The sequence below is a fragment of the Pseudoalteromonas piscicida genome, from assembly GCF_002744175.1.
Classification (GTDB): Bacteria; Pseudomonadota; Gammaproteobacteria; order Enterobacterales; family Alteromonadaceae; genus Pseudoalteromonas; species Pseudoalteromonas piscicida_B.
Map to the genome: position 1 here is coordinate 54,390 of NZ_NKHF01000041.1, position 18,935 is coordinate 73,324.

The following is an 18,935-nucleotide window of genomic DNA, read 5'->3' on the forward strand; positions in this document are numbered from 1 at the left end:
CCCTCAAGCAAAACCTTTTGCTCGAGGGCTTTTTTATACCCGTTGCTACTAAACTCAGGAAGTTCTGATGCAAGCAAGTTACGCTTTTTTATCTCGATTTATTATCATTTCGTTTTTATTCGTTTTTTTAGCAGGATGCCAAGACGCAAAACCTGAAGCCAAGGAAATTGTACTGTCTGGTAAAACTATGGGCACGACCTACAACATAAAGGTATTTCCTGGTGAAAAGCCGCTTTCACAATCACAACTACACGATGAGGTTGAGCAAGCATTAAAGGTTGTTAACCAATCTATGTCTACCTATATTCCAGATTCTGAGATTAACCAGTTCAACCGTTTAGCCGCAAATACCGTTATGCCTATCAGTGAAGACTTTCGCTTGGTTGTTGCAGAATCTATCCGTCTTGGAAAGTCGACTAAAACGCTTGATGTTACGATGGGGCCGCTTATCGATTTGTGGGGATTTGGTCCTGACAAGAGACCAACAATGCGTCCGTCACAGGCTGAGTTAGACGATATGCGTACTCGTATCGGTGTCGATAAGCTTATTTTAAATGACCGTGGTCTTGCGAAAACAGTTGTGGGGCTTGAATTATCATTCTCTGCAACTGCTAAAGGTTATGGCATAGATAAGGTCGCTGAGGTGATTGAGAGTCATGATATTCATGACTATATGGTTGAGATCGGCGGCGAACTCCGCGTTTCTGGTAAAAAGCCGGATGGTGAGTGGCGTATTGCCATCGAAAAGCCCGACGCGCCTGTTGGTCAACGTCAAATTCACCGCGTTATCGAACCTGGTAATAATGGCATTGCTACCTCCGGTGACTACCGTATTTTTTATGAAATGGATGGTGAAACTTTTACACACCTTATTGACCCTACAACGGGTCGCCCAGTTAAGCATGAGTTAGTGTCGGTAACGGTACTGCATCCATCTGCAATGACAGCTGATGGCTTAGCGACTGCATTGACTGTGATGGGCACGGAGCGTGCAAAAGCGTATGCGCAACAGCACCAGTTACCTGTATATTTGATGTACAAGAGTTCTGAGGGCATAAAGAGCTACGCAAGCGACGCATTTCAGCCATACTTGAATTAAGCAGTGCATCACCCCATAATTTAATTGTGAGTGACGTCATGAAAGCGTATAATTTGTCCGTCGTCACTCAATTCAATGTAGTAATAAAAGGGGCTAGATAATGTCTTTATTCCTCCTTACTTTCGGTTTACTTATGCTTATCGCTGTCGCGATGGCTGTAGGCGTTATCGTGCAAAAGAAATCTATGGCCAGTAGTTGTGGTGGGTTAGGCTCAATGGGCATTGATAAAATCTGTGATTGCGACGACCCTTGTGACAAACGTAAAAAGCGGTTGGCAAAAGAAGAGATGTGGAAAGAAAACCAGATCCTTTAAGCATCGAAATAATCTAATCGAAAACGCAAGCTAAGCTTGCGTTTTTGCGTTTTGGTTAACGAATTACAGGAACAGTAGCAATGCAGCGACAGTTATACTTTGTTCGTCATGGTGAAACGACCATGCCTAGGCATTTGCTTGGTGTCACCGACCCTGAGCTTAGTCCCATAGGCGCCCAGCAATTGCTGCAATCGTTAACTGGCCTAGTTGGGGTGAAACGTATTATTAGTTCGCCACGAAAGCGCTGTCTAAATATCTCTAACGTCTTTGCAGCGCAGCATCAACTCGACCTTGAAATCGAGCCCAATCTTGCCGAATTTGACTTTGGATTATGGGATGGAAAACCCTACGATGTGCTTTGGCGCGAAACGCAATCTCCGAGTATTGGCGATTTTTGGCAAAACCCCTGGCAGCACACTCCCCCAAAGGGTGAATCAATGCATGAATTTCATCATCGGGTGACAAGTTGGTGGCGTGGTATTTTGAATTCGCCTAGTGAAGAGTGTGTCGCCGTCGTAGCACATGCAGGAGTTATAAAAGCGCTTATTGCTCTTATTCTTGGCTTGCCAGCTGAATTCACAGCACACCAATCAAGGCTAGATATCCCTTATGCGGGTATCGTAAAAGTTGAGGTATTTTACGACGACGATCAAACAGCTTGGTCAAAAGTTGTATTTTAGACGTCTAGACTTCATAATATTGCAAATTTCGTGATAGGCAGATATTGGGAATGAGGTGTGAGTCCTCAACTGTCCCCGCAACTGTAAGTGCTTGAGCCTAGTCTCTTGCATAAGTCAGATACCAAGGCCTATTTACATAGCCTGAGTTTTGGATGAAAAACGAGCTATCCGAAGGTCAGATTATTTACTTAAGCGGGCAGACTTAAGCCAAAGTAGCAGTTTCTTTTATAGCAATTTACTTCCTTAAATTGAGTAAGTTGATATAAGTGCTGTGTCTTTGCCGTGCCCAATCAGAGGTGCTATGGCAGTCACTCCCCAGTTTCAAGTCGATAAACTTAGCGTGCAGCTCGGTGGTAAAGCCATCTTAAAAGCACTTAGCTTTGCTATTAACAGTGGTGAATTTATTGGTTTACTCGGCCCTAATGGTGCAGGCAAATCGACGTTACTTCGCACCCTATATAGGTATATTTTGCCAAGCTCTGGGCTTATCAGCTTTAATGGCCAGCCATTATCTCACTATGGGCGAAAGGCTTATGCCAGTGATGTTGCTGTGGTACTTCAAGAGATACCAACAGAATTTAATTTACCCTTATTTGATATGGTGCTGATGGGCCTGACGCCAAACAAGTCACTATTAGCGACCATTACTTCGGATGAGCGGCAAGCGGTTTTACAGGCAATACAGCAAGTTGGATTAAGCCACAAAATTGAGCAATGCTTTAGCTCGTTATCTGGTGGGGAAAAGCAACGCGCAATGATCGCTCGGGCGATGGTACAAGCACCACAAGTCTTGATAATGGACGAACCAACAAGCCACTTAGACATTCAATACCAGATCCAAATTATGGAATTGGCTAAGCAGTTTGGCGTTACAATTATCGCCTCTTTTCATGATTTAAATTTAGCCAGCGCCTTATGCGATCGCTTACTTGTGCTGAATAAAGGTGAGCTTGCCGCTGAAGGGACGCCACTTGAAGTCATAAACGAAACCCTGTTGAGCCAAATTTTTGGTGTCTGTGCCGAAGTTTCTACAGTCCGTCACCCGCCAAGTAACAGCGAGATCCCACACATCCGCTTTCATTACGGGTATCAGTTATGATTGCACCACAGCGCATAGGGTTTATCTCTATATTGCTAGTGAGTCTATGCTGCTTCAGCATGCTCGCGGCACTCAAAATCGGCGCAATTGAAATATCTTGGCACATGGTGATTCAAGCACTGTTTGATTTCGACCCCAGTAGTTTGCAGCAACAAGTAGTGGTTGAGCTGCGTCTACCAAGAACTCTTCTGGCGATGAGTGCTGGAGCAGGGTTGGCGATTGCTGGGCTTATTTTGCAAACGGTTACGCGTAACCCACTTGCAGACCCTTATTTATTTGGAATTTCTTCTGGGGCTTCATTTGGTGTTGTGGTGCTTATTGCACTCTTTGGGGCACAGTCCAGCTTGATGATGTCAGGTGCTGCGTTTGTGGGGAGTTTATTGTCTATTTTGCTGCTGTTATTTGTGGCTAAACGAAGTGCTGTGCAGCAGGTAGAAACCATGTTGCTGGCAGGGGTGGCATTGTCATTTTTGTTTAGTGCACTGACCAGCTTATTACTGTATTGGAGCGACCCTCAAGCCATCAGTGCTATTTTGTTCTGGAATTTGGGTTCGTTTGCTCGTGCAAGTTGGCAGTGGCTATGGTTGCCATGTGTTGTCGTGGTGTTGAGCTTTATCATCCTGTTAGTGATGCGACGACCGCTTAGTGCTCTTCTGCTTGGAGATGAGAGTGCTACCACTTTAGGTGTGAATGTTGGTCGAGTTCGTATTGCGATGTTGTTACTTAGCTCCCTACTGACTGCCGTGCTTGTAGCGGCGTGCGGGGGAGTGGGGTTTGTTGGTTTGATGATCCCACATATCGTGCGATTCTTCATTTCTCAAGCTAAAGTCATCGGCCTTGTTGCCACAGCGCTTTGCGGTGCGTTGTTGATGCTGTGGGTCGATGTGTTATCTCGAACGGTGATCGACAATCAAGAACTGCCTGTTGGCGTGATCACCGCAGCTATCGGCAGCGTGTTCTTTTTGGCATTGCTTATTTTCAAAAAGCGCCGTGGCGCTGTATAGGAATAATTCATGATTAAACCGTTAGACACAAGCTTAAATGCGCGCATTCAACAGATCATCGATTTAAAAACTAAACCACTTGGCGCCCTTGGCAAACTTGAAGGGTTAGCTGCACAGCTAGTTCAGATCTTGTCACAGGGGCAAGCGCAATTAGACCTTCATCAATTGGCAATAACAAATCCAGCGATGTTGGTATTTGCCGGTGACCATGGCATTGCAAGTCAGGGAGTTTCTATCGCACCAAGTGAAGTGACAGGGCAAATGGTCGCAAATTTTGTGCAAGGTGGGGCGGCTATTAATGTTTTTTGTCGACAGCTTGGTTGGCAGTTAACGGTAGTCGACTGCGGGACCTTAGTGCCATGTGAACCAGCAGCTAACTTGCGTTTGCAGCGGCTTGGCGATATCACCCATGCTTTTCATGAGCGACCAGCCATGAGCGAAACGCAGCTCAAACAAGGCATGGAATTTGGTGAACAAGTGGTGACGTCAGTCATAGAAGCAGGTAGCAACGTGATTGCTTTTGGTGAGATGGGGATTGGTAACACCAGCTCTGCTGCGGCTATTCTAGCTGCACTTAGTGGGGAGAGTGTCTCGCTATGCGTAGGGCGTGGCACAGGCATTGACGATAAGGTGCTTAGTAAAAAGCGGGCATTGATTACACAGGCGTTAAATTATCATCAAGGCCAGTTATCAACACCTGAACAAATTTTGCAGCGTTTAGGTGGCTTTGAAATTGTACAGATGGTTGGTGCGATGCTGGCGGTAGCACGGGCACAAAAGGTGATAGTCGTCGATGGTTTTATTGCCACTGCAGCTGCACTTTTGGCGTACAAGATAGAGCCGAATAGCAAACAATATATGGTGTTTGCGCATGGCTCGATGGAGCAGGGCCATAAGCTGATGTTACAGCAGTTAACTGCTGAGCCATTGCTGCATTTAGAGATGCGATTAGGTGAAGGTACGGGCGCGGCCTTAGCCTTGCCATTACTGCAAGCTGCGCTGGGCTTTTTTACTGATATGGCCAGTTTTGCCGATGCGCAAGTAACACAGGTAGTAGACGCCTGATGCAATGGCAACAAGAATGGCGGCTATTTAAGCTTGCCATGGTCTTTTTAACCCGTGTGCCCATTCGTCTGCGTCCAGCTCCCTCGCCTGATGAACTTAACGAAGTGAGCGGTTACTTTTGTTTGGTCGGCGTATTGATTGGCGCGATCTCAGCTGCTTTTGGTTGTGTTGCCAGTGATTATATTTCGCCTATGTTTGGTGCGGTTGCAGCCCTTTCAGCCGGAGTTTTACTGACAGGGGCCTTTCATGAAGATGGTTTTGCCGATGTCTTCGACGGCTTTGGTGGTGGCTGGACTAAAGAACAAAAGCTCGAGATTATGAAAGACAGCCGCCTAGGCACTTACGGAAGCTGTGCACTGTTATTACTGCTACTTGCCAAGTTTTCTTTATTGACGATGCTATTCGAAGACCTCCTTATGGCATGGGTGTCACTGCTCTTGGCACACAGTCTGAGCCGCGCTTTGGCTGTTTCTTTGATTGGCTCGTTAGGGTATGTACAGGCGGATCAGCTCAGTAAAGTGAAACCGGTAGCGAAGCGGTTATCGGACGCCGCTTTGACTCGCACAGTAATTACTTCCAGTTTGATCTTAGTTGCTTGCTGGCCATGGCTGGCATTGTCATTGATAGATTTATTGGTATTGCTCGTTTGGCTGTATTTGCTGAGATTAGCATGTATTAAATGGTTTCATACTCAGCTTGGAGGCTATACCGGAGACTGCTTAGGTGCGGCGCAGCAACTCGGCGAACTGGTTATTTTGCTTTTTATTGTAGGTACTCTCTAATGGCACAAATACATCTAATTTTGGGCGGTGCGCGTTCAGGCAAGAGCCGATTTGCAGAGCAGTGCGCCACAGGCTTGTTGGAACAGGGGCAAGTGAAGCAACTGTATTATGTGGCTACGGCGAAAGCACAAGACAGCGAAATGCAAAGTCGTATATTTGCACACCAAGCTAATCGCGACCGTCGCTGGCAATTAATCGAAGAGTCATGGCATATCGATAAGTTGATTCGTGAGGCAAATGAACAGGCGTTGCTCCTTGTAGACTGTTTAACTTTATGGCTGAGCCATGGCTTGTGCGAGCAGGGCAAAGCTGCCGCCATAGATAAAAAAGCACAACTCCTCAGCGCACTTGAAAACACCAAAGCCACAGTCATTTTAGTGAGTAATGAAGTGGGCCATGGAATTGTACCTTTAGGTGAGCTGAGTCGCGACTTTGTGGATGAGTCCGGTTGGCTCCATCAAGATATAGCCCGTTTAGCGGATAGAGTTGATTTTGTTATTGCTGGTTTGCCGCAATGCTTAAAAGGTGAAAATGTATGAAAACCTTAATGGTGCAGGGCACTACCTCAGATGCCGGTAAAAGCACGTTAGTTGCTGGGCTATGCCGTGTACTCCAGCGTAGAGGGTTTCGCGTAGCGCCTTTTAAACCTCAAAATATGGCGCTAAATAGTGCCGTAACGCCCTGTGGAGGCGAAATCGGCCGGGCACAAGCGCTGCAAGCCGAAGCCGCGAAGGTATCACTTTCAACTGATTTTAACCCTATTTTACTAAAACCGAATTCAGACACCGGGGCACAGGTGATCATTCATGGTAAAGCCATTAGCAATATGGAAGCCGCCGCATATCACGATTACAAAAAAGTGGCTATGGATGCTGTATTGAGCTCTCATCAGCGGCTTAGCAAAGCATTTGAGTTGTGTATGGTCGAAGGTGCAGGGAGCCCTGCTGAAATTAATTTACGCGAAAACGACATCGCTAATATGGGGTTCGCCTGTGAGGTTGCTTGCCCTGTGATCATCATCGCTGATATCGACAAAGGTGGTGTGTTTGCTCACTTGGTTGGTACGCTTGCGCTGTTAAGTGATTACGAGCAGAGCTTGGTTAAAGGATTTGTGATTAATCGCTTCCGTGGCGATATTGCTTTGTTGCAATCTGGATTGGATTGGCTAGAGCAAAAAACGGGTAAGCCAGTGTTAGGTGTGCTGCCATATTTGCACGGTCTAGCGTTAGATGCAGAAGATGCAGTGACGATGGAAAATATCTGTGAACCGGGATCGTTACGTATCCGAGCTTTACTCTTTCCCCATATTAGTAATCACACGGACTTCGATACATTGCGCTTAAACCCCGAAGTGGATTTTCGCTATGTAAGCTATCAAGAGTCCATCGACCCCTGTGATTTAATCATCCTCCCGGGCAGTAAAAATGTGTTGAGTGACTTAACCTTCTTACTTAATCAGGGCTGGGACGAGGAAATAAAGCGACACCTAAGATATGGTGGCAAGGTGTTAGGAGTTTGCGGAGGATTGCAAATGCTTGGTCAGCTTATCAAAGATCCAAGCGCAGTGGAGTCAACACTAGGCGAAGTTGCCGGACTTGGCCTAGCTGATTTTGCAACGACACTGTCAACAGAAAAAGTACTAACACAGGTTTCTGGGACTTGCCGACTGAATGATCAACATACAGACATCAGTGGCTATGAAATTCACGCTGGAGTTTCCTTTGGACCTGCATTGGAAAATCCATTTTTATTTTTTGATAGTCACCCCAATCAGTGTGCAAAAGATGGTTTTATCTCTTTGGATAACCAAATTGCCGGCACCTACTTACATGGTCTATTTGACACGGTTGCTGCAACTCAAGCGATTTTAACTTGGGCAGGTGGTCAGCAGGCAGCCGCCACTGCTATTGATTTGGCTGAACACAGAGAGCGGCAAATAACGCGTCTTGCCGATAGCTGTGAGGCACATTTAGATTGGCAAAAATTGATGAACATAATTGAGGAATAGCATGAGCGAACAACAAGATAAACATCAACAACGACAACAAAAAGTAAAACAAAAAGTCGATGAGAAAATTGCAGCGGCGCAGCAAGAGCAAGGAATTTTGCAAGTGATCACGGGCAATGGTAAAGGCAAGTCGACGTCGGGCTTTGGTACGGTTGCTCGTTGTGTCGGTCATGGCATGAACGCGGCGGTCGTACAGTTTATTAAAGGAACTTGGGACTGTGGAGAGCGCAATCTGCTTGAAAAAGTGGGTGTCCCGTTTGCGGTTATGAAAACAGGCTTTACGTGGGAGACGCAAAACCGTGAGACCGACACCGCAGCTGCGCAGGCGACTTGGCAGCAAGCCAAACAGTGGTTGCAAGATGAAAGCATTGACTTAGTGCTACTAGACGAAATCACTTATATGCTAAGTTATGACTATCTTGATTTGGAAGAAGTGATAACAGCATTACAGCAGCGTCCTAAAATGCAATCTGTGATTGTAACGGGGCGTGGGGCACATCGACGCTTAACCGAGCTTGCAGATACCGTAAGTGAAGTGCGCAATGTAAAGCATGCCTTTGAGGCTGGTATCAAAGCGCAGAAAGGGTTTGACTACTAATGAAAAAAATAGCGCTGTTTATGCTGCTTGGCTGCACCTTAAGTCTTCAGGCCAAGCCCGCTGAACGGATCATTGCACTTGCCCCCCACATCGTTGAAAACCTCTATGCTATCGGAGCAGGTGACAGAATAGTTGGTACTGTAGCCTATGCCGATTATCCACAGGCAGCCAAGCAAATTCCACAAATAGGTGGATATCATGGTATTCAGTTAGAAAAAGTATTGGCCCTTGAACCAGACTTAGTAATAGCGTGGCAAACTGGCAATAAAAAGGCAGATCTTGAAAAGCTGGAACAGTTAGGGATCCAAGTTGTGTACAGCGAGACCAAAGCGATTGAGAAGGTGGCTGATGAGTTGATTAAGTTTGGTCAGCTCACAGGCCTTGAAGCGCCAGCTAGAGAGAAGGCGCAGCGCTTCACTCAACGCCTTACAGGGCTACAAAAACAATACGCACAAAGCAGCAGTATCAAGGTCTTCTATCAGCTTTGGCCTGCTCCTTTAATGACTGTCGGTGGTGATAGTTGGGTGCAGCAAGTGCTTGAAATTTGCCATGCAGACAACGTCTTTGCCGATTCAACCACTGATTATCCGCAAATAAGCATCGAGAATGTATTACTGAAATCACCAGAAGTTATGGTCATCCCAAATGAAAAAACCGAGCAAGATATCAAACCGATAGATTGGCATAAGTGGCCAAGTATTCCAGCAGTTAAACATCAACAAAGCATTTCCGTTGATGCAGACCTATTACATCGATATAGCTATCGTATGCTCGAGGGGATACTGATTTATGTGGTAAACTTGACAGCTCTCGAGCCTACTATAAAACGATGAAAAGGGTGAAACATGACAACGTGGAGTGACGTGTTAGGTCAGGAAAAGCAACAAGACTACTTTAAGCAAACTATGGACTATGTGGCTGAACGTCGTGAGCAAGGCGTGAATGTATTCCCGCCACACGAGCAAGTGTTTGAGGCGTTTAAAGTTACTCCGTTTGACCAAGTTAAGGTAGTGATTTTAGGTCAAGACCCCTATCACGGGCCAAATCAAGCGCATGGTTTGTGTTTTTCGGTATTACCTGGGGTAAAACCGCCACCGTCACTTAATAATATGTATAAGGAGTTGGTGCAGGATATTGCGGGTTTCACCATACCTAACCATGGCTACCTCATTGACTGGGCTAAGCAGGGCGTATTATTACTCAATACCGTACTCACAGTAGAGCAAGGACAAGCACATTCACACAAAAACCTAGGATGGGAGCGCTTTACCGATGTAGTGATCGATAAACTAAACGCCAATAGTGAAGGCGTTATCTTCCTACTGTGGGGAGCTCATGCCCAGAAAAAAGGCAAGAACATAGACAAAAACCGTCATCATGTTCTACACGCACCACACCCGTCACCGCTTTCTGCGCACCGCGGATTCTTTGGTTGTGGCCATTTCAGTAAAACAAACCAGCTGCTCACACAAATGGGTAAGCAGCCAATCGACTGGCGATTGACCGAGCTATAGCTGATAAAAACCAAAAAGAGCGCCGTGAAGGGCGCTCTTTTTAGTTAAAATCAAATTCGTCTAAATCAACATTGTCTGCGAAAATATCTAATTCCTGTAGTTCTTTGCGTAGTCGCTGTTTATCTTTTAGCGCTTCAATTTCGCGCCATTTTCGTTTTTTGCCCTTAGATGAAGTTTTTTTCTTAGCCTCTGGACTTTCTAATAATTCTAATAACTCGTCTAGGGTATCCATGAAAATCTCCTATTGATAAAAACAACCTAAAGTGGCATTTGCTTTGGCTGTTAGCACTACAACTGCAATGACACCGTTGATTTCTTCATACTATTTGGCAAACCTCTAATGAGGGAACCGTTAAAAGTCTGATAGCTAAAGTACGCTACAAGCAACCCCGCGCTGCTCGCTTTTTGCACCAAAACCAGAAAGTAGCGGCATCAATTTTCACTTCAAGTGACATTGATATACCACAGACGGAACAAAAATAAAACACAATTGTGTCTTTCGAGTTAAAACAACGTGACAGTTTGATGAAGGTCAATTAATACCAAATGTATGAAGTAAATGCGCTATTTCATCTTCCAAATTGATTAGAGAATTAATTCAATTGGTAGTTGAGGTGGAGTGAATTGATGGATATTAGTGGGTAGGGTTTCACCATGTTCTGAGGCTACAAAAAACGCCGCATAGCGCGGCGTTTAAGTATTAATAGCGTTACCGGGTAAACGCTTTATAGTGCTTTGAAACGAGCCACAAGCGTTTCTTGGGCATCGGCAAATGAGCGAATACCTTCGGCTAATTTTTCCGTTGCCATCGCATCTTGGTTATGTAACCAACGGAACTCACTTTCTGTTAATGGTGCAGGCTTTTCTTTGGTTTCGAAGTTTGCTTCTAACAAGTAATCTTCGTTTGCTGGCATGCTTGCAAGCTCTTCAAGTAGCGAAGGGCTAATCGTCAGTTTATCACAACCAGTCAGTGCTAAGATCTCGCCTGTATTTCTGAAGCTTGCACCCATCACAACTGTTTTGTAACCGTGCTGCTTATAGAATTCAAAAATACTGCGAACAGACTGTACGCCCGGGTCTTGTAGTGGATCAGTTGGTTTTTCTAGACCATTAGCGACATGCCAGTCAAGAATACGGCCAACAAACGGCGAAATTAAGAATACGTTAGCATCGGCACATGCTCGGGCTTGTGCTTCACTAAACAATAGCGTTAAATTACATTTTACGCCTTCTTTTTCAAGCGCTTCTGCTGCTTTAATACCTTCCCAAGTTGAGGCTATCTTAATTAAGATTTTATCTTGGCTCACACCTTGTGCTTCATATAAGCTCAGTAAGGTTTTGGCTTTTGCTATGGTGGCTTCGGTATCAAAAGATAAACGCGCGTCTACCTCTGTTGAGATATAGCCAGGTACTGAGTTGGCAATTTCTTTACCAATCACCACTGCAAAGTAGTCACACGCAAGCGCTAATTGCTTGTCAGCGTCACTTTCATTGGCTTTGGCATAATCCCAAGCTTCTGTTAGATAAGGCTGATAAGCAGGCATCTCTGCCGCTTTAAGTAAAAGAGAAGGATTAGTTGTTGCATCCTCAGGCTGTAGCTTGCGGATGGCTTCAATGTCACCGGTGTCAGCGACAATTGATGAATGTTGTTTTAGCCTATCTAATGCTGAAGTCATGTGTTCCTCATTCCAATATTGATAACAGCGAAGTGATATTAGACGCCTTATGTTGCAACACCATTAAATAGCTGGATAGGTCATATGTCCGTATCGGTTACATATCACCGTGTCTATTTGGGTTATTGTTATATAAGGTCGAGTTGTAAAGCGAAGCTACGTTTTTGTGTAGCGAATTGCTTAAGCCCAAGTCCAAAGCGGACAAACACTTGAAGTTACTTGGGGATAGTGTTGAAATTGACATTAATTACTAGCTAAGTCAATAGGCAAACCATGATCACAGTTATCTCTCCAGCGAAAAACCTAGACTATGAAACACCGGCACCAATTACGACTCATACCCAGCCAGAATTGCTGGAGCATAGCGGGTCATTAATCAACGTTTGTCGCGATTTAACGCCACAACAAATCGGTAGTTTAATGAAAATAAGCGATAAGCTAGCAGGCTTAAACGCGGCAAGATTTACCGAGTGGTCTGAGCCTTTTACCCAAGACAATGCTAAGCAAGCGATTTTTGCTTTTAATGGTGATGTCTATGTTGGGTTAGACGCTCAAAGTCTGAGTGAGGCAGATTTAAATTATGCGCAAAATCATCTACGTATCTTGTCTGGGCTGTATGGGATCTTAAAACCACTTGACTTGATGCAGGCCTATCGTTTAGAAATGGGTACAAAGTTAAGTAACCCACGTGGCAAAAACCTGTATGAGTTTTGGGGTAGTATCATCGCTGAAAAGCTCAATGAGGTCATGGAAGGGGCGCAAACACAATACTTGGTGAACTTAGCTTCAAACGAGTACTTTAAAGCCGTGGATAAAAAAGCCTTTAACGGTGAAATTATCACACCTGTCTTTAAAGATTGTAAAAATGGTCAATACAAGGTGATTAGCTTCTACGCTAAAAAAGCGCGAGGCATGATGGCCAGGTATATCATTGAGAACCAAGTGTCGGATCTAGAAAGTCTAAAAGCGTTTGATATTGCTGGTTATTATTTCAGTGAAGAAGCAACGCAAAAGGCACAAGAGCCGGTGTTTCTAAGAGCAGAGCAATGACAACAAAAATACTATTAGCCACGGCTGTCGCTGTGGTATTAATGAGCGGCTGTAGCGGAAAATTCACAACTAGAGTGAGTAATGTGCCAGTGGATTGTGAGAGTGATTCACGTTCTTGTTCACTTACTTGTCGCAAGGATTATTCGGATCCTATGCAAGTGCAAAACTGTGAAGACAGATGTTTCCAACAGCAGAATCAATGTCGAGTGGACAGACCAACACAAGACAAATGGGAAATTACGGACGAATCACCGACGTATCCCACTTCGTTTTAACTCATTAACCTGAATTCGGGAAACCGCTGCTAGAGTACCAGTTGTTATCCCGAGTTCTGGTTCATTAGGTTACGCGCCTTTTGGTAGGCTCATGTAAGCGCGTACTACTCTATCTCTAAACGCCATATCTCCAGCTTTTTGAGCATTTCTGTATAGTTGGCAAAAACCTTCTGGATTTCCTGTTTGCAGTAGAATTTCATCTGGTGACTTAATAGTTTCTAAAGTTTTCCTCCAACGCGATACAATACTGGCGTCGGGCTCAGGAAGTTGCTTTAGAATTTGTTCTGATAACTGGAATTCGCTGCTGGTGGCCACCTTGATCATGTCATCATTAGCTGCCGCTAACCAAGTTGCGCCTTTGGCGTCGACACAAATAAGCGGTAAATAGGGGGAAATCGCTGGAAATGCAGTATTTTTGTATACTTCGACCTGCCAGTAAGACTCAGCAATGTTAACGAATTGCTCAAAGCTAGTGATGGCCGAAAACCCTGACTGCGCAATCGGTTTGATTTCAACTCTTGGCTTATTTGCATTAACGGTATCGTTTGCAGTATCGATATACCACTCACCTACAAATATGGCATTTTGAAAGTATTCATCACGCAAAGAACCCCAGACTTTCTTGAGCTCTGCATTTTCTGCCATCATATATTTTTTTAGCACCGACAAACATTCTGAGTTTTGTTTGAGTTCAGCGGTGACGAGTTTAAACATTTCGTCTCGAATTTCTAGGCAACGGCCAAGCGGGTAGGGCTTATCCGAGAAATAAGGGTATTTAGGAGCGAGTGTGAGATCGGCTTTAAGTCGTAAGTTTGCGAGTTCAAAAGCGAGTAAATCTATTTCTTGTTGATCCAAAAGAAAACCACTGGGTCGATACGAGATAGTACTAGTATAACCGCAGTGGCAATTTTGACCTATTTAATTGAAGAAATTAAATAACTTAGGATCGTATCAGGCTCTGGATCTCGGCTGCTATCAGGAAGGTACTTGGGTCTTGTAAATATCCCTTGTTCCACCAATGCATCCAGTGCGTCTAAGTGCGCAATACCGGTTTTACCAAGATATAAATTATCTAAGCTGCGGCTATTAGCAAGCTGTACAATGTCTTTAAAGCCTTTTAAGTAAAGGTGATCTTTAGTAAAGCCGCCACCACGGAAGATACGTGTAGTAAGTGCAAATGCTTCGTTGACGTTCAGCACACCAGAATCAGCCAGAAACTCGTACACTTGATAGAACTTATCGCCCTTCAGCAGCATATTCACTGCAATTACCCTCAGCGCCAATACCTTGAGGCGTGTTAGGTTTATTTGTCCTGATTGATATTCGCGATAAATCGCCAATCCTTCTTGGGTATAGGTATTACCAGGTAGACCTAAATGTAGCACCTTAAGTTGTTGGGCGTCGGCATTTAAGGTTGTGAGCAAGTGGACCCCAATTTCATGTTCTATCAAGGCATTGATATCAAGCTCTGATAGCATTGCACTGCTATTAACGAGTAGTAACCGCTTACTGTTGTCGACCATTGCTTTAGCAACCAGTTTACTTGAAATTGCCACTTTGCAAGGTAAGCCCATGGTTTCAATGGCTTGATTAAAGCGTACTAGGGCCTGCTCTGCGGTAATGTCTTTTTTCGGCAGTGTTTCAGTTTCGCGCGCGTGCAGAAGGAAAGTCGCATTATTGATATCGTTATAGTCTGGTTCGCCATAATAACGCAGTGAGTTATACAAAAAAGCTTCGCGGCCAATTTGGGTGATCAACTCGATTTTAGTGGCGTAGCTGTCGATGACTTTGCGGTATAAATCCTTGACGATAGGGTCTTGAATTTTACCAACCGGTAAGCGGTAAAGCTGCTCTTTAAACTCATAAGGGTCAATTTTAAGTGGGCGATACTTAAATATTGGCTGATAATGACGTTTCGAGAAAAACCGACGTTTCTCTTGCGCAATATTGCTCGGGTTAACGTAATGCAGCGTTTCGAGGTTTTTAGCAATACGATACAGCGCAGCGTCAACGTTTATTAGTGCAGGGTCAAGTAGCGACGTTGATTTTGCTTTTCGAAGTGGCTTATAGCAATGATTCTTGGCAAATGTTTTTGCTGTTTTACTCAATGCGACATGCATATTACGCTGTAGCTTTTCAAATACTACAGGGAATAACTCGCCGCTATTTTCATCCATAAAGACCTTTTTCACTTCCAGCGGTATCACTAAAGTGTTGTCAAAATGGCGAGTAATATAATTTGCTTGATAACCATGACCCTGAAAAACCGTATTCTCCGCACAGTCCACCAGCTGGCCTGCGAGCTTTTTCAACCCAAGCTGTTTTTTTAGTTCGTCTAGTACGGTGCGAAAGCGCAGCGTGTCGAGTTGTGCTGTACCAATATTAAAGGTAGGCGCATAAGCGTGACTACGAATTTGATAGTTGTAACTATGGACATCAAATAGCACACAGGCACCAAACTTACGCTCAACAGTAGTAAGTAGGGCCGATAGCACCCGGTAATATGCTGCATGTTTCGACAAGCTGACGTCGACCTCCGCATTGGGTAATGCCTCCGTCCATACCTGTTTGCCCCACGCTTGTGTGTAGATTGCCTGCTCTGGTGCACGATTTAAATCATATTCATAACGGGAGTCTCGAGCGATTAGAGTGATAGGCAAAGACTCAATCATGCCATCGGTAAATGGGTCTTCTTCTTGCAAACGCTCGGCATCACTGATGGCGTACCAGCTCTTTAAGCTGGCACGAGTACGGTGTCCGGCGTGCACGGCGGTAGCAATATAGGGTACATACTCTCTCACCTCGAGATGAAAGGCGCCCTCTGCAAATTGTCCACTGATTGGTTTACCGGCCTCAAGTGCGGCAATAATGGCTTGTTCAGATAGCATGAGCGTCTTCTATTACTTGGCGGAATTGATTTTTGCGATGTGTTACAAGTTCTTTGGCATGTACGACACTCTCAACAAAGTCGATAACCTGTGTTTGCAACTTACACCGGTTTAAGCGGTTAATACGAGTGATCCCGCCAGGAGAAAGTACGTTCACTTCAATGAGTTTTCCGCCGATAACATCAATGCCGACAAAGTACAAACCGTCACGTACAAGCTTAGGACCAATATGTTTGCATAATGCCTTTTCTTGGCTGGTGAGTTTATGCTTCACTACTTTACCCCCTGCATGTACGTTGGCACGCACTTCGTTCGCCGCAGGTACTCGCTTCATGGCGCCAATTGGCTCGCCGTTGAGCATAAGAATACGAACATCGCCTTCGTCGGCGCCCTCTACATAGTCTTGTAAAATGACATAGTTGCTACCCTTGCCGGACTCGTCACCGCCAATATAAAACTCAAGCAATGAGCTAAAGCTTTGTTTTGCGCGTTTTTCCACTACAATCACACCACGACCACCAAAACCATCCAGTGGTTTTAAGATCATCTTCTCTTGTTCTGATTCAGAGAAAATACGCTCCAAATATTCTTTGTTTTTGGATACATGAGTATTGGGAATAAACTCTCTTGCGATACCTTGAAAAGAGGCGGTATAGAGCTTGTTATTTGCAATCCTAAGCCCATCAATATCATTCACAATAAAGGTATCATCACGTACCGAGTCCAGGAAGTTCATGGCAAGCGTATCTAGTGGTGGGTTTGCACGCATAAATATCGCGTCAAAGCCCGCCAGAGGTAGCTGTACTTTTTTAAAGCTGGCTTTATTGTAAAAGCTGACGAAATTGTCCGGTACTTTTTGTCCGGCAACAAATACATCACAAAAAGCACTGGCAACGCTTTCACGAATGGTGAGGTTGTTAACTGTGGTGATTGCAACCACATGACCGCGAGATACGGCTTCGTGGATCAGTCTAAGCGTGCTGTCGTTTTCGGCTTCAACGCGCTCCCAAGGGTACATAATAAAGCAAATTTTCACGGGCTATTTTTGGCTCAAGCAAATAATTTTGCAATATAGCGGTAAAATAGCCTTGATGCTCACGGATTATTTTTATCGACAAGATAAGCAATATCAATCATCTATACACAAAGGGCACAGAGCACATTGGCTGCGCTCTGTGGGTGTCCATCATACTTTAAAACGTGCCACTATGTCACTGAGCTCATGGCTCGCTTGAGTTAACTGCTCACTGGTGTTGTTAAGGGAGTGGGTGGTGTCTAGTGAGTGGTGAGTTGAATCGGATAATTGCGAAATCCGTTCATTCACTTCTTGTGCCGCTAGACTCTGCTCGTCGGTGGCTTTTGCGATATGGGTATTCATGTCTGAGATGGCGTCGATGAGCTTTTCTATCTCTGTCAGCGCAGTATCAGCGAGCTGGACTTGCTCTACCGTTTGCTCGGAGATCTGCTGACTGATCTTAACAGCAGCAACGGCCTGTTGCGCCTCCTTTTGTAGCCGTTCTATCATATGATGAATTTCGTCAGTGCTTTGTCCTGTGCGACTAGCAAGCGTGCGAACTTCATCTGCTACAACGGCAAATCCTCGTCCTTGCTCACCTGCTCGGGCGGCCTCAATAGCCGCATTAAGCGCCAGTAAGTTGGTTTGCTCTGCGATCCCCCGAATAACATCTAGTACTGAGCCGATATGTTGACTTTCTTGGTCAAGGCGAGTTGTGGTTACACTTACCGACTGAATTTGTTCAGACAGCTTCTTAATTGCCGAAATAGTCTCAGAAATAGTTTGTCGACCCTTTTCACTGTAATTTCGAGCGTCTGCCGCTGAGTGTTCCGCGGTGTCCGCATTACTACTAATTTCACGAACTTGCATAGTCATTTGTTCTGCGGCGGTGGCCACTTGTCTGCTATTGTCGTTTTGTGATTCGATAAAGGCTAAGTTTTCTTCTCCGGCGCTTTTGACCTGATTAGCCAGTGTCTCTACTTCTTTTGCGTTATGAGCGACGGTGGCGATGGAGTGGCGCATCTTTTCGGTGTAAAGGTTAAAGTATTTAGCCAGTGCGGTGATCTCATCTTTGCCGCTTTCATCAAGTTGCCGAGTCAAGTCGCCCTCACCTTGAGCAATGTCCTTCATCATGTCTTTGGCTTGGTTGATTGGGGCAATAATACTCTTACTGATAATGGCGCTGAACGGAAACAATAAAACAATCAGTACCAACATCTCAATCAATAGTAAGTTACGAATATGCGCAAACTCAGCTTCTATGGTATCTAGATAAACGCCAGATCCGATTATCCAACCCCAAGGTGTAAATGCTTTAACGTAAGAGATTTTTTCGACCGGAGCGTCTTTACCAGGCTTTGGCCAAAGGTAGGGGACAAACCCAGCTCCATGTGCTTTTGCTACTTCAACCATATCGATAAAAAGGCGTTTGCCATTGGGATCGGCAGATTGACTAAGATCTTTACCTATGAGTTCCGGTTTAAATGGGTGCATAACCATTTTGGGCTGATAATCATTGATCCAAAAGTAGTTATTTCCCTCGTATCTTAGTGCCGCAACGGCATCTAATGCCGCTGTTTTAGCCTCTGCTTCAGGCAGCTTCCCTAATGCGAACTGCTGATGAAAGTAAGCGACTAGGCTGTAGGCGTTTTCCACAAGATTTTGGGTCTTATGGTACTGCTGTTGTTCTAGTGCATCGTATTGTTGCGTGAGGCTAACCACACTTTGCACAATAACACCGATGATGACAACGGTAATCAATAATGCCAGTCGTTGAAAAATTGAAAGGTGCCTTAAAAACTGTTTGGACATAACGCAATCCTTATGTCGTTCTTATTATGTGGGTTGATAGCAGGCGCGAACGCTTTG

19 protein-coding genes, 1 pseudogene and 1 riboswitch are annotated in these 18,935 nt (G+C 44.8%); of the genes and pseudogenes, 14 read left to right on the forward strand and 6 right to left on the reverse strand.

Annotated features, from left to right (window positions below; all coding sequences use genetic code 11):
• Positions 1–67 precede the first annotated feature (67 nt).
• From CEX98_RS09380 to ung, 12 genes and pseudogenes are all read left to right on the forward strand, one after another.
• Positions 68–1,099, forward strand: coding sequence for an FAD:protein FMN transferase (locus CEX98_RS09380; protein ID WP_099641810.1), 1,032 nt, complete (start codon positions 68–70; stop codon positions 1,097–1,099).
• A gap of 100 nt (positions 1,100–1,199) precedes the next feature.
• Positions 1,200–1,412: a (Na+)-NQR maturation NqrM gene (nqrM, locus tag CEX98_RS09385; protein WP_010372193.1), complete on the forward strand. Its 213-nt coding sequence runs from the start codon at positions 1,200–1,202 to the stop codon at positions 1,410–1,412.
• An 80-nt stretch (positions 1,413–1,492) separates the two neighbouring features.
• Positions 1,493–2,092, forward strand: a complete 600-nt coding sequence (locus CEX98_RS09390; protein ID WP_099641811.1) for a histidine phosphatase family protein — start codon at positions 1,493–1,495, stop codon at positions 2,090–2,092.
• An 18-nt stretch (positions 2,093–2,110) separates the two neighbouring features.
• Positions 2,111–2,238, forward strand: a riboswitch (cobalamin riboswitch).
• A gap of 155 nt (positions 2,239–2,393) precedes the next feature.
• The gene (locus tag CEX98_RS09395; protein WP_099641812.1) at positions 2,394–3,191 is read left to right on the forward strand and encodes an ABC transporter ATP-binding protein; all 798 of its coding nucleotides are present in this window, start codon (positions 2,394–2,396) and stop codon (positions 3,189–3,191) included.
• A complete protein-coding gene (locus tag CEX98_RS09400) occupies positions 3,188–4,195 on the forward strand; it encodes a FecCD family ABC transporter permease (protein WP_099641813.1) in 1,008 nt (335 codons plus the stop codon). The genes CEX98_RS09395 and CEX98_RS09400 overlap by 4 nt, the downstream gene beginning before the upstream one ends.
• A gap of 9 nt (positions 4,196–4,204) precedes the next feature.
• Positions 4,205–5,260: a nicotinate-nucleotide--dimethylbenzimidazole phosphoribosyltransferase gene (gene cobT / locus CEX98_RS09405; protein WP_099641814.1), complete on the forward strand. Its 1,056-nt coding sequence runs from the start codon at positions 4,205–4,207 to the stop codon at positions 5,258–5,260.
• Positions 5,260–6,042 (forward strand): adenosylcobinamide-GDP ribazoletransferase, encoded by a 783-nt coding sequence (locus tag CEX98_RS09410; RefSeq protein WP_099641815.1) that lies wholly within the window; start codon positions 5,260–5,262, stop codon positions 6,040–6,042. The genes cobT and CEX98_RS09410 overlap by 1 nt, the downstream gene beginning before the upstream one ends.
• Entirely contained in the window at positions 6,042–6,581 is a 540-nt protein-coding gene (cobU, locus tag CEX98_RS09415) for a bifunctional adenosylcobinamide kinase/adenosylcobinamide-phosphate guanylyltransferase (RefSeq protein ID WP_099641816.1), read from the forward strand. Before CEX98_RS09410 ends, cobU begins: the two co-directional genes overlap by 1 nt.
• A complete protein-coding gene (locus CEX98_RS09420; protein ID WP_099641817.1) occupies positions 6,578–8,050 on the forward strand; it encodes a cobyric acid synthase in 1,473 nt (490 codons plus the stop codon). The genes cobU and CEX98_RS09420 overlap by 4 nt, the downstream gene beginning before the upstream one ends.
• 1 nt (position 8,051) lies before the next feature.
• Complete coding sequence (cobO, locus tag CEX98_RS09425) at positions 8,052–8,648, forward strand: cob(I)yrinic acid a,c-diamide adenosyltransferase (RefSeq protein ID WP_099641818.1); 597 nt, start codon at positions 8,052–8,054, stop codon at positions 8,646–8,648.
• A pseudogene (locus CEX98_RS09430) lies at positions 8,648–9,510 on the forward strand (cobalamin-binding protein). Before cobO ends, CEX98_RS09430 begins: the two are co-directional and overlap by 1 nt.
• Positions 9,494–10,162 (forward strand): uracil-DNA glycosylase, encoded by a 669-nt coding sequence (ung, locus tag CEX98_RS09435; protein WP_099641819.1) that lies wholly within the window; start codon positions 9,494–9,496, stop codon positions 10,160–10,162. Before CEX98_RS09430 ends, ung begins: the two are co-directional and overlap by 17 nt.
• 40 nt (positions 10,163–10,202) lie before the next feature.
• On the opposite strand, the gene CEX98_RS09440 is transcribed toward ung, so the two are convergent.
• Entirely contained in the window at positions 10,203–10,394 is a 192-nt protein-coding gene (locus CEX98_RS09440; RefSeq protein ID WP_099641820.1) for a DUF3545 family protein, read from the reverse strand.
• A 493-nt stretch (positions 10,395–10,887) separates the two neighbouring features.
• Positions 10,888–11,838, reverse strand: coding sequence for a transaldolase (gene tal, locus CEX98_RS09445; RefSeq protein ID WP_099641821.1), 951 nt, complete (start codon positions 11,836–11,838; stop codon positions 10,888–10,890).
• A 273-nt stretch (positions 11,839–12,111) separates the two neighbouring features.
• Between tal and yaaA the strand changes: the two genes are divergently transcribed.
• Both yaaA and CEX98_RS22775 read left to right on the forward strand, forming a co-directional pair.
• Positions 12,112–12,888, forward strand: coding sequence for a peroxide stress protein YaaA (yaaA, locus tag CEX98_RS09450; RefSeq protein WP_099641822.1), 777 nt, complete (start codon positions 12,112–12,114; stop codon positions 12,886–12,888).
• Positions 12,885–13,163 (forward strand): hypothetical protein, encoded by a 279-nt coding sequence (locus CEX98_RS22775; protein ID WP_143484338.1) that lies wholly within the window; start codon positions 12,885–12,887, stop codon positions 13,161–13,163. Before yaaA ends, CEX98_RS22775 begins: the two co-directional genes overlap by 4 nt.
• A 69-nt stretch (positions 13,164–13,232) precedes the next feature.
• On the opposite strand, the gene CEX98_RS09455 is transcribed toward CEX98_RS22775, so the two are convergent.
• The 4 genes from CEX98_RS09455 to CEX98_RS09470 all read right to left on the reverse strand — a co-directional run bounded on the left by CEX98_RS09455 (position 13,233) and on the right by CEX98_RS09470 (position 18,878).
• Positions 13,233–14,018: a hypothetical protein gene (locus CEX98_RS09455; protein WP_099641823.1), complete on the reverse strand. Its 786-nt coding sequence runs from the start codon at positions 14,016–14,018 to the stop codon at positions 13,233–13,235.
• A gap of 59 nt (positions 14,019–14,077) precedes the next feature.
• On the reverse strand, positions 14,078–16,051 hold the full coding sequence (locus tag CEX98_RS09460; RefSeq protein WP_099641824.1) for a flavohemoglobin expression-modulating QEGLA motif protein: 1,974 nt from the start codon (positions 16,049–16,051) through the stop codon (positions 14,078–14,080).
• Positions 16,041–17,087 (reverse strand): glutathione synthase, encoded by a 1,047-nt coding sequence (gshB, locus tag CEX98_RS09465; protein ID WP_172439745.1) that lies wholly within the window; start codon positions 17,085–17,087, stop codon positions 16,041–16,043. The genes CEX98_RS09460 and gshB overlap by 11 nt, the downstream gene beginning before the upstream one ends.
• Before the next feature lie 150 nt (positions 17,088–17,237).
• The gene (locus CEX98_RS09470; protein ID WP_099641826.1) at positions 17,238–18,878 is read right to left on the reverse strand and encodes a methyl-accepting chemotaxis protein; all 1,641 of its coding nucleotides are present in this window, start codon (positions 18,876–18,878) and stop codon (positions 17,238–17,240) included.
• Positions 18,879–18,935: the final 57 nt, after the last annotated feature.

Bases quoted from the DNA above. Each gene is read 5' to 3' on its own strand.
- CEX98_RS09440 (WP_099641820.1), bottom strand. From the start codon at position 10,394: ATGGATACCCTAGACGAGTTATTAGAATTATTAGAAAGTCCAGAGGCT.
- nqrM (WP_010372193.1), top strand. From the start codon at position 1,200: ATGTCTTTATTCCTCCTTACTTTCGGTTTACTTATGCTTATCGCTGTC.
- CEX98_RS09400 (WP_099641813.1), top strand. From the start codon at position 3,188: ATGATTGCACCACAGCGCATAGGGTTTATCTCTATATTGCTAGTGAGT.
- CEX98_RS09410 (WP_099641815.1), top strand. From the start codon at position 5,260: ATGCAATGGCAACAAGAATGGCGGCTATTTAAGCTTGCCATGGTCTTT.
- tal (WP_099641821.1), bottom strand. From the start codon at position 11,838: ATGACTTCAGCATTAGATAGGCTAAAACAACATTCATCAATTGTCGCT.
- CEX98_RS09380 (WP_099641810.1), top strand. From the start codon at position 68: ATGCAAGCAAGTTACGCTTTTTTATCTCGATTTATTATCATTTCGTTT.
- CEX98_RS22775 (WP_143484338.1), top strand. From the start codon at position 12,885: ATGACAACAAAAATACTATTAGCCACGGCTGTCGCTGTGGTATTAATG.
- cobO (WP_099641818.1), top strand. From the start codon at position 8,052: ATGAGCGAACAACAAGATAAACATCAACAACGACAACAAAAAGTAAAA.
- cobU (WP_099641816.1), top strand. From the start codon at position 6,042: ATGGCACAAATACATCTAATTTTGGGCGGTGCGCGTTCAGGCAAGAGC.
- cobT (WP_099641814.1), top strand. From the start codon at position 4,205: ATGATTAAACCGTTAGACACAAGCTTAAATGCGCGCATTCAACAGATC.
- CEX98_RS09395 (WP_099641812.1), top strand. From the start codon at position 2,394: ATGGCAGTCACTCCCCAGTTTCAAGTCGATAAACTTAGCGTGCAGCTC.
- CEX98_RS09390 (WP_099641811.1), top strand. From the start codon at position 1,493: ATGCAGCGACAGTTATACTTTGTTCGTCATGGTGAAACGACCATGCCT.
- CEX98_RS09460 (WP_099641824.1), bottom strand. From the start codon at position 16,051: ATGCTATCTGAACAAGCCATTATTGCCGCACTTGAGGCCGGTAAACCA.
- yaaA (WP_099641822.1), top strand. From the start codon at position 12,112: ATGATCACAGTTATCTCTCCAGCGAAAAACCTAGACTATGAAACACCG.
- ung (WP_099641819.1), top strand. From the start codon at position 9,494: ATGACAACGTGGAGTGACGTGTTAGGTCAGGAAAAGCAACAAGACTAC.
- CEX98_RS09470 (WP_099641826.1), bottom strand. From the start codon at position 18,878: ATGTCCAAACAGTTTTTAAGGCACCTTTCAATTTTTCAACGACTGGCA.
- CEX98_RS09420 (WP_099641817.1), top strand. From the start codon at position 6,578: ATGAAAACCTTAATGGTGCAGGGCACTACCTCAGATGCCGGTAAAAGC.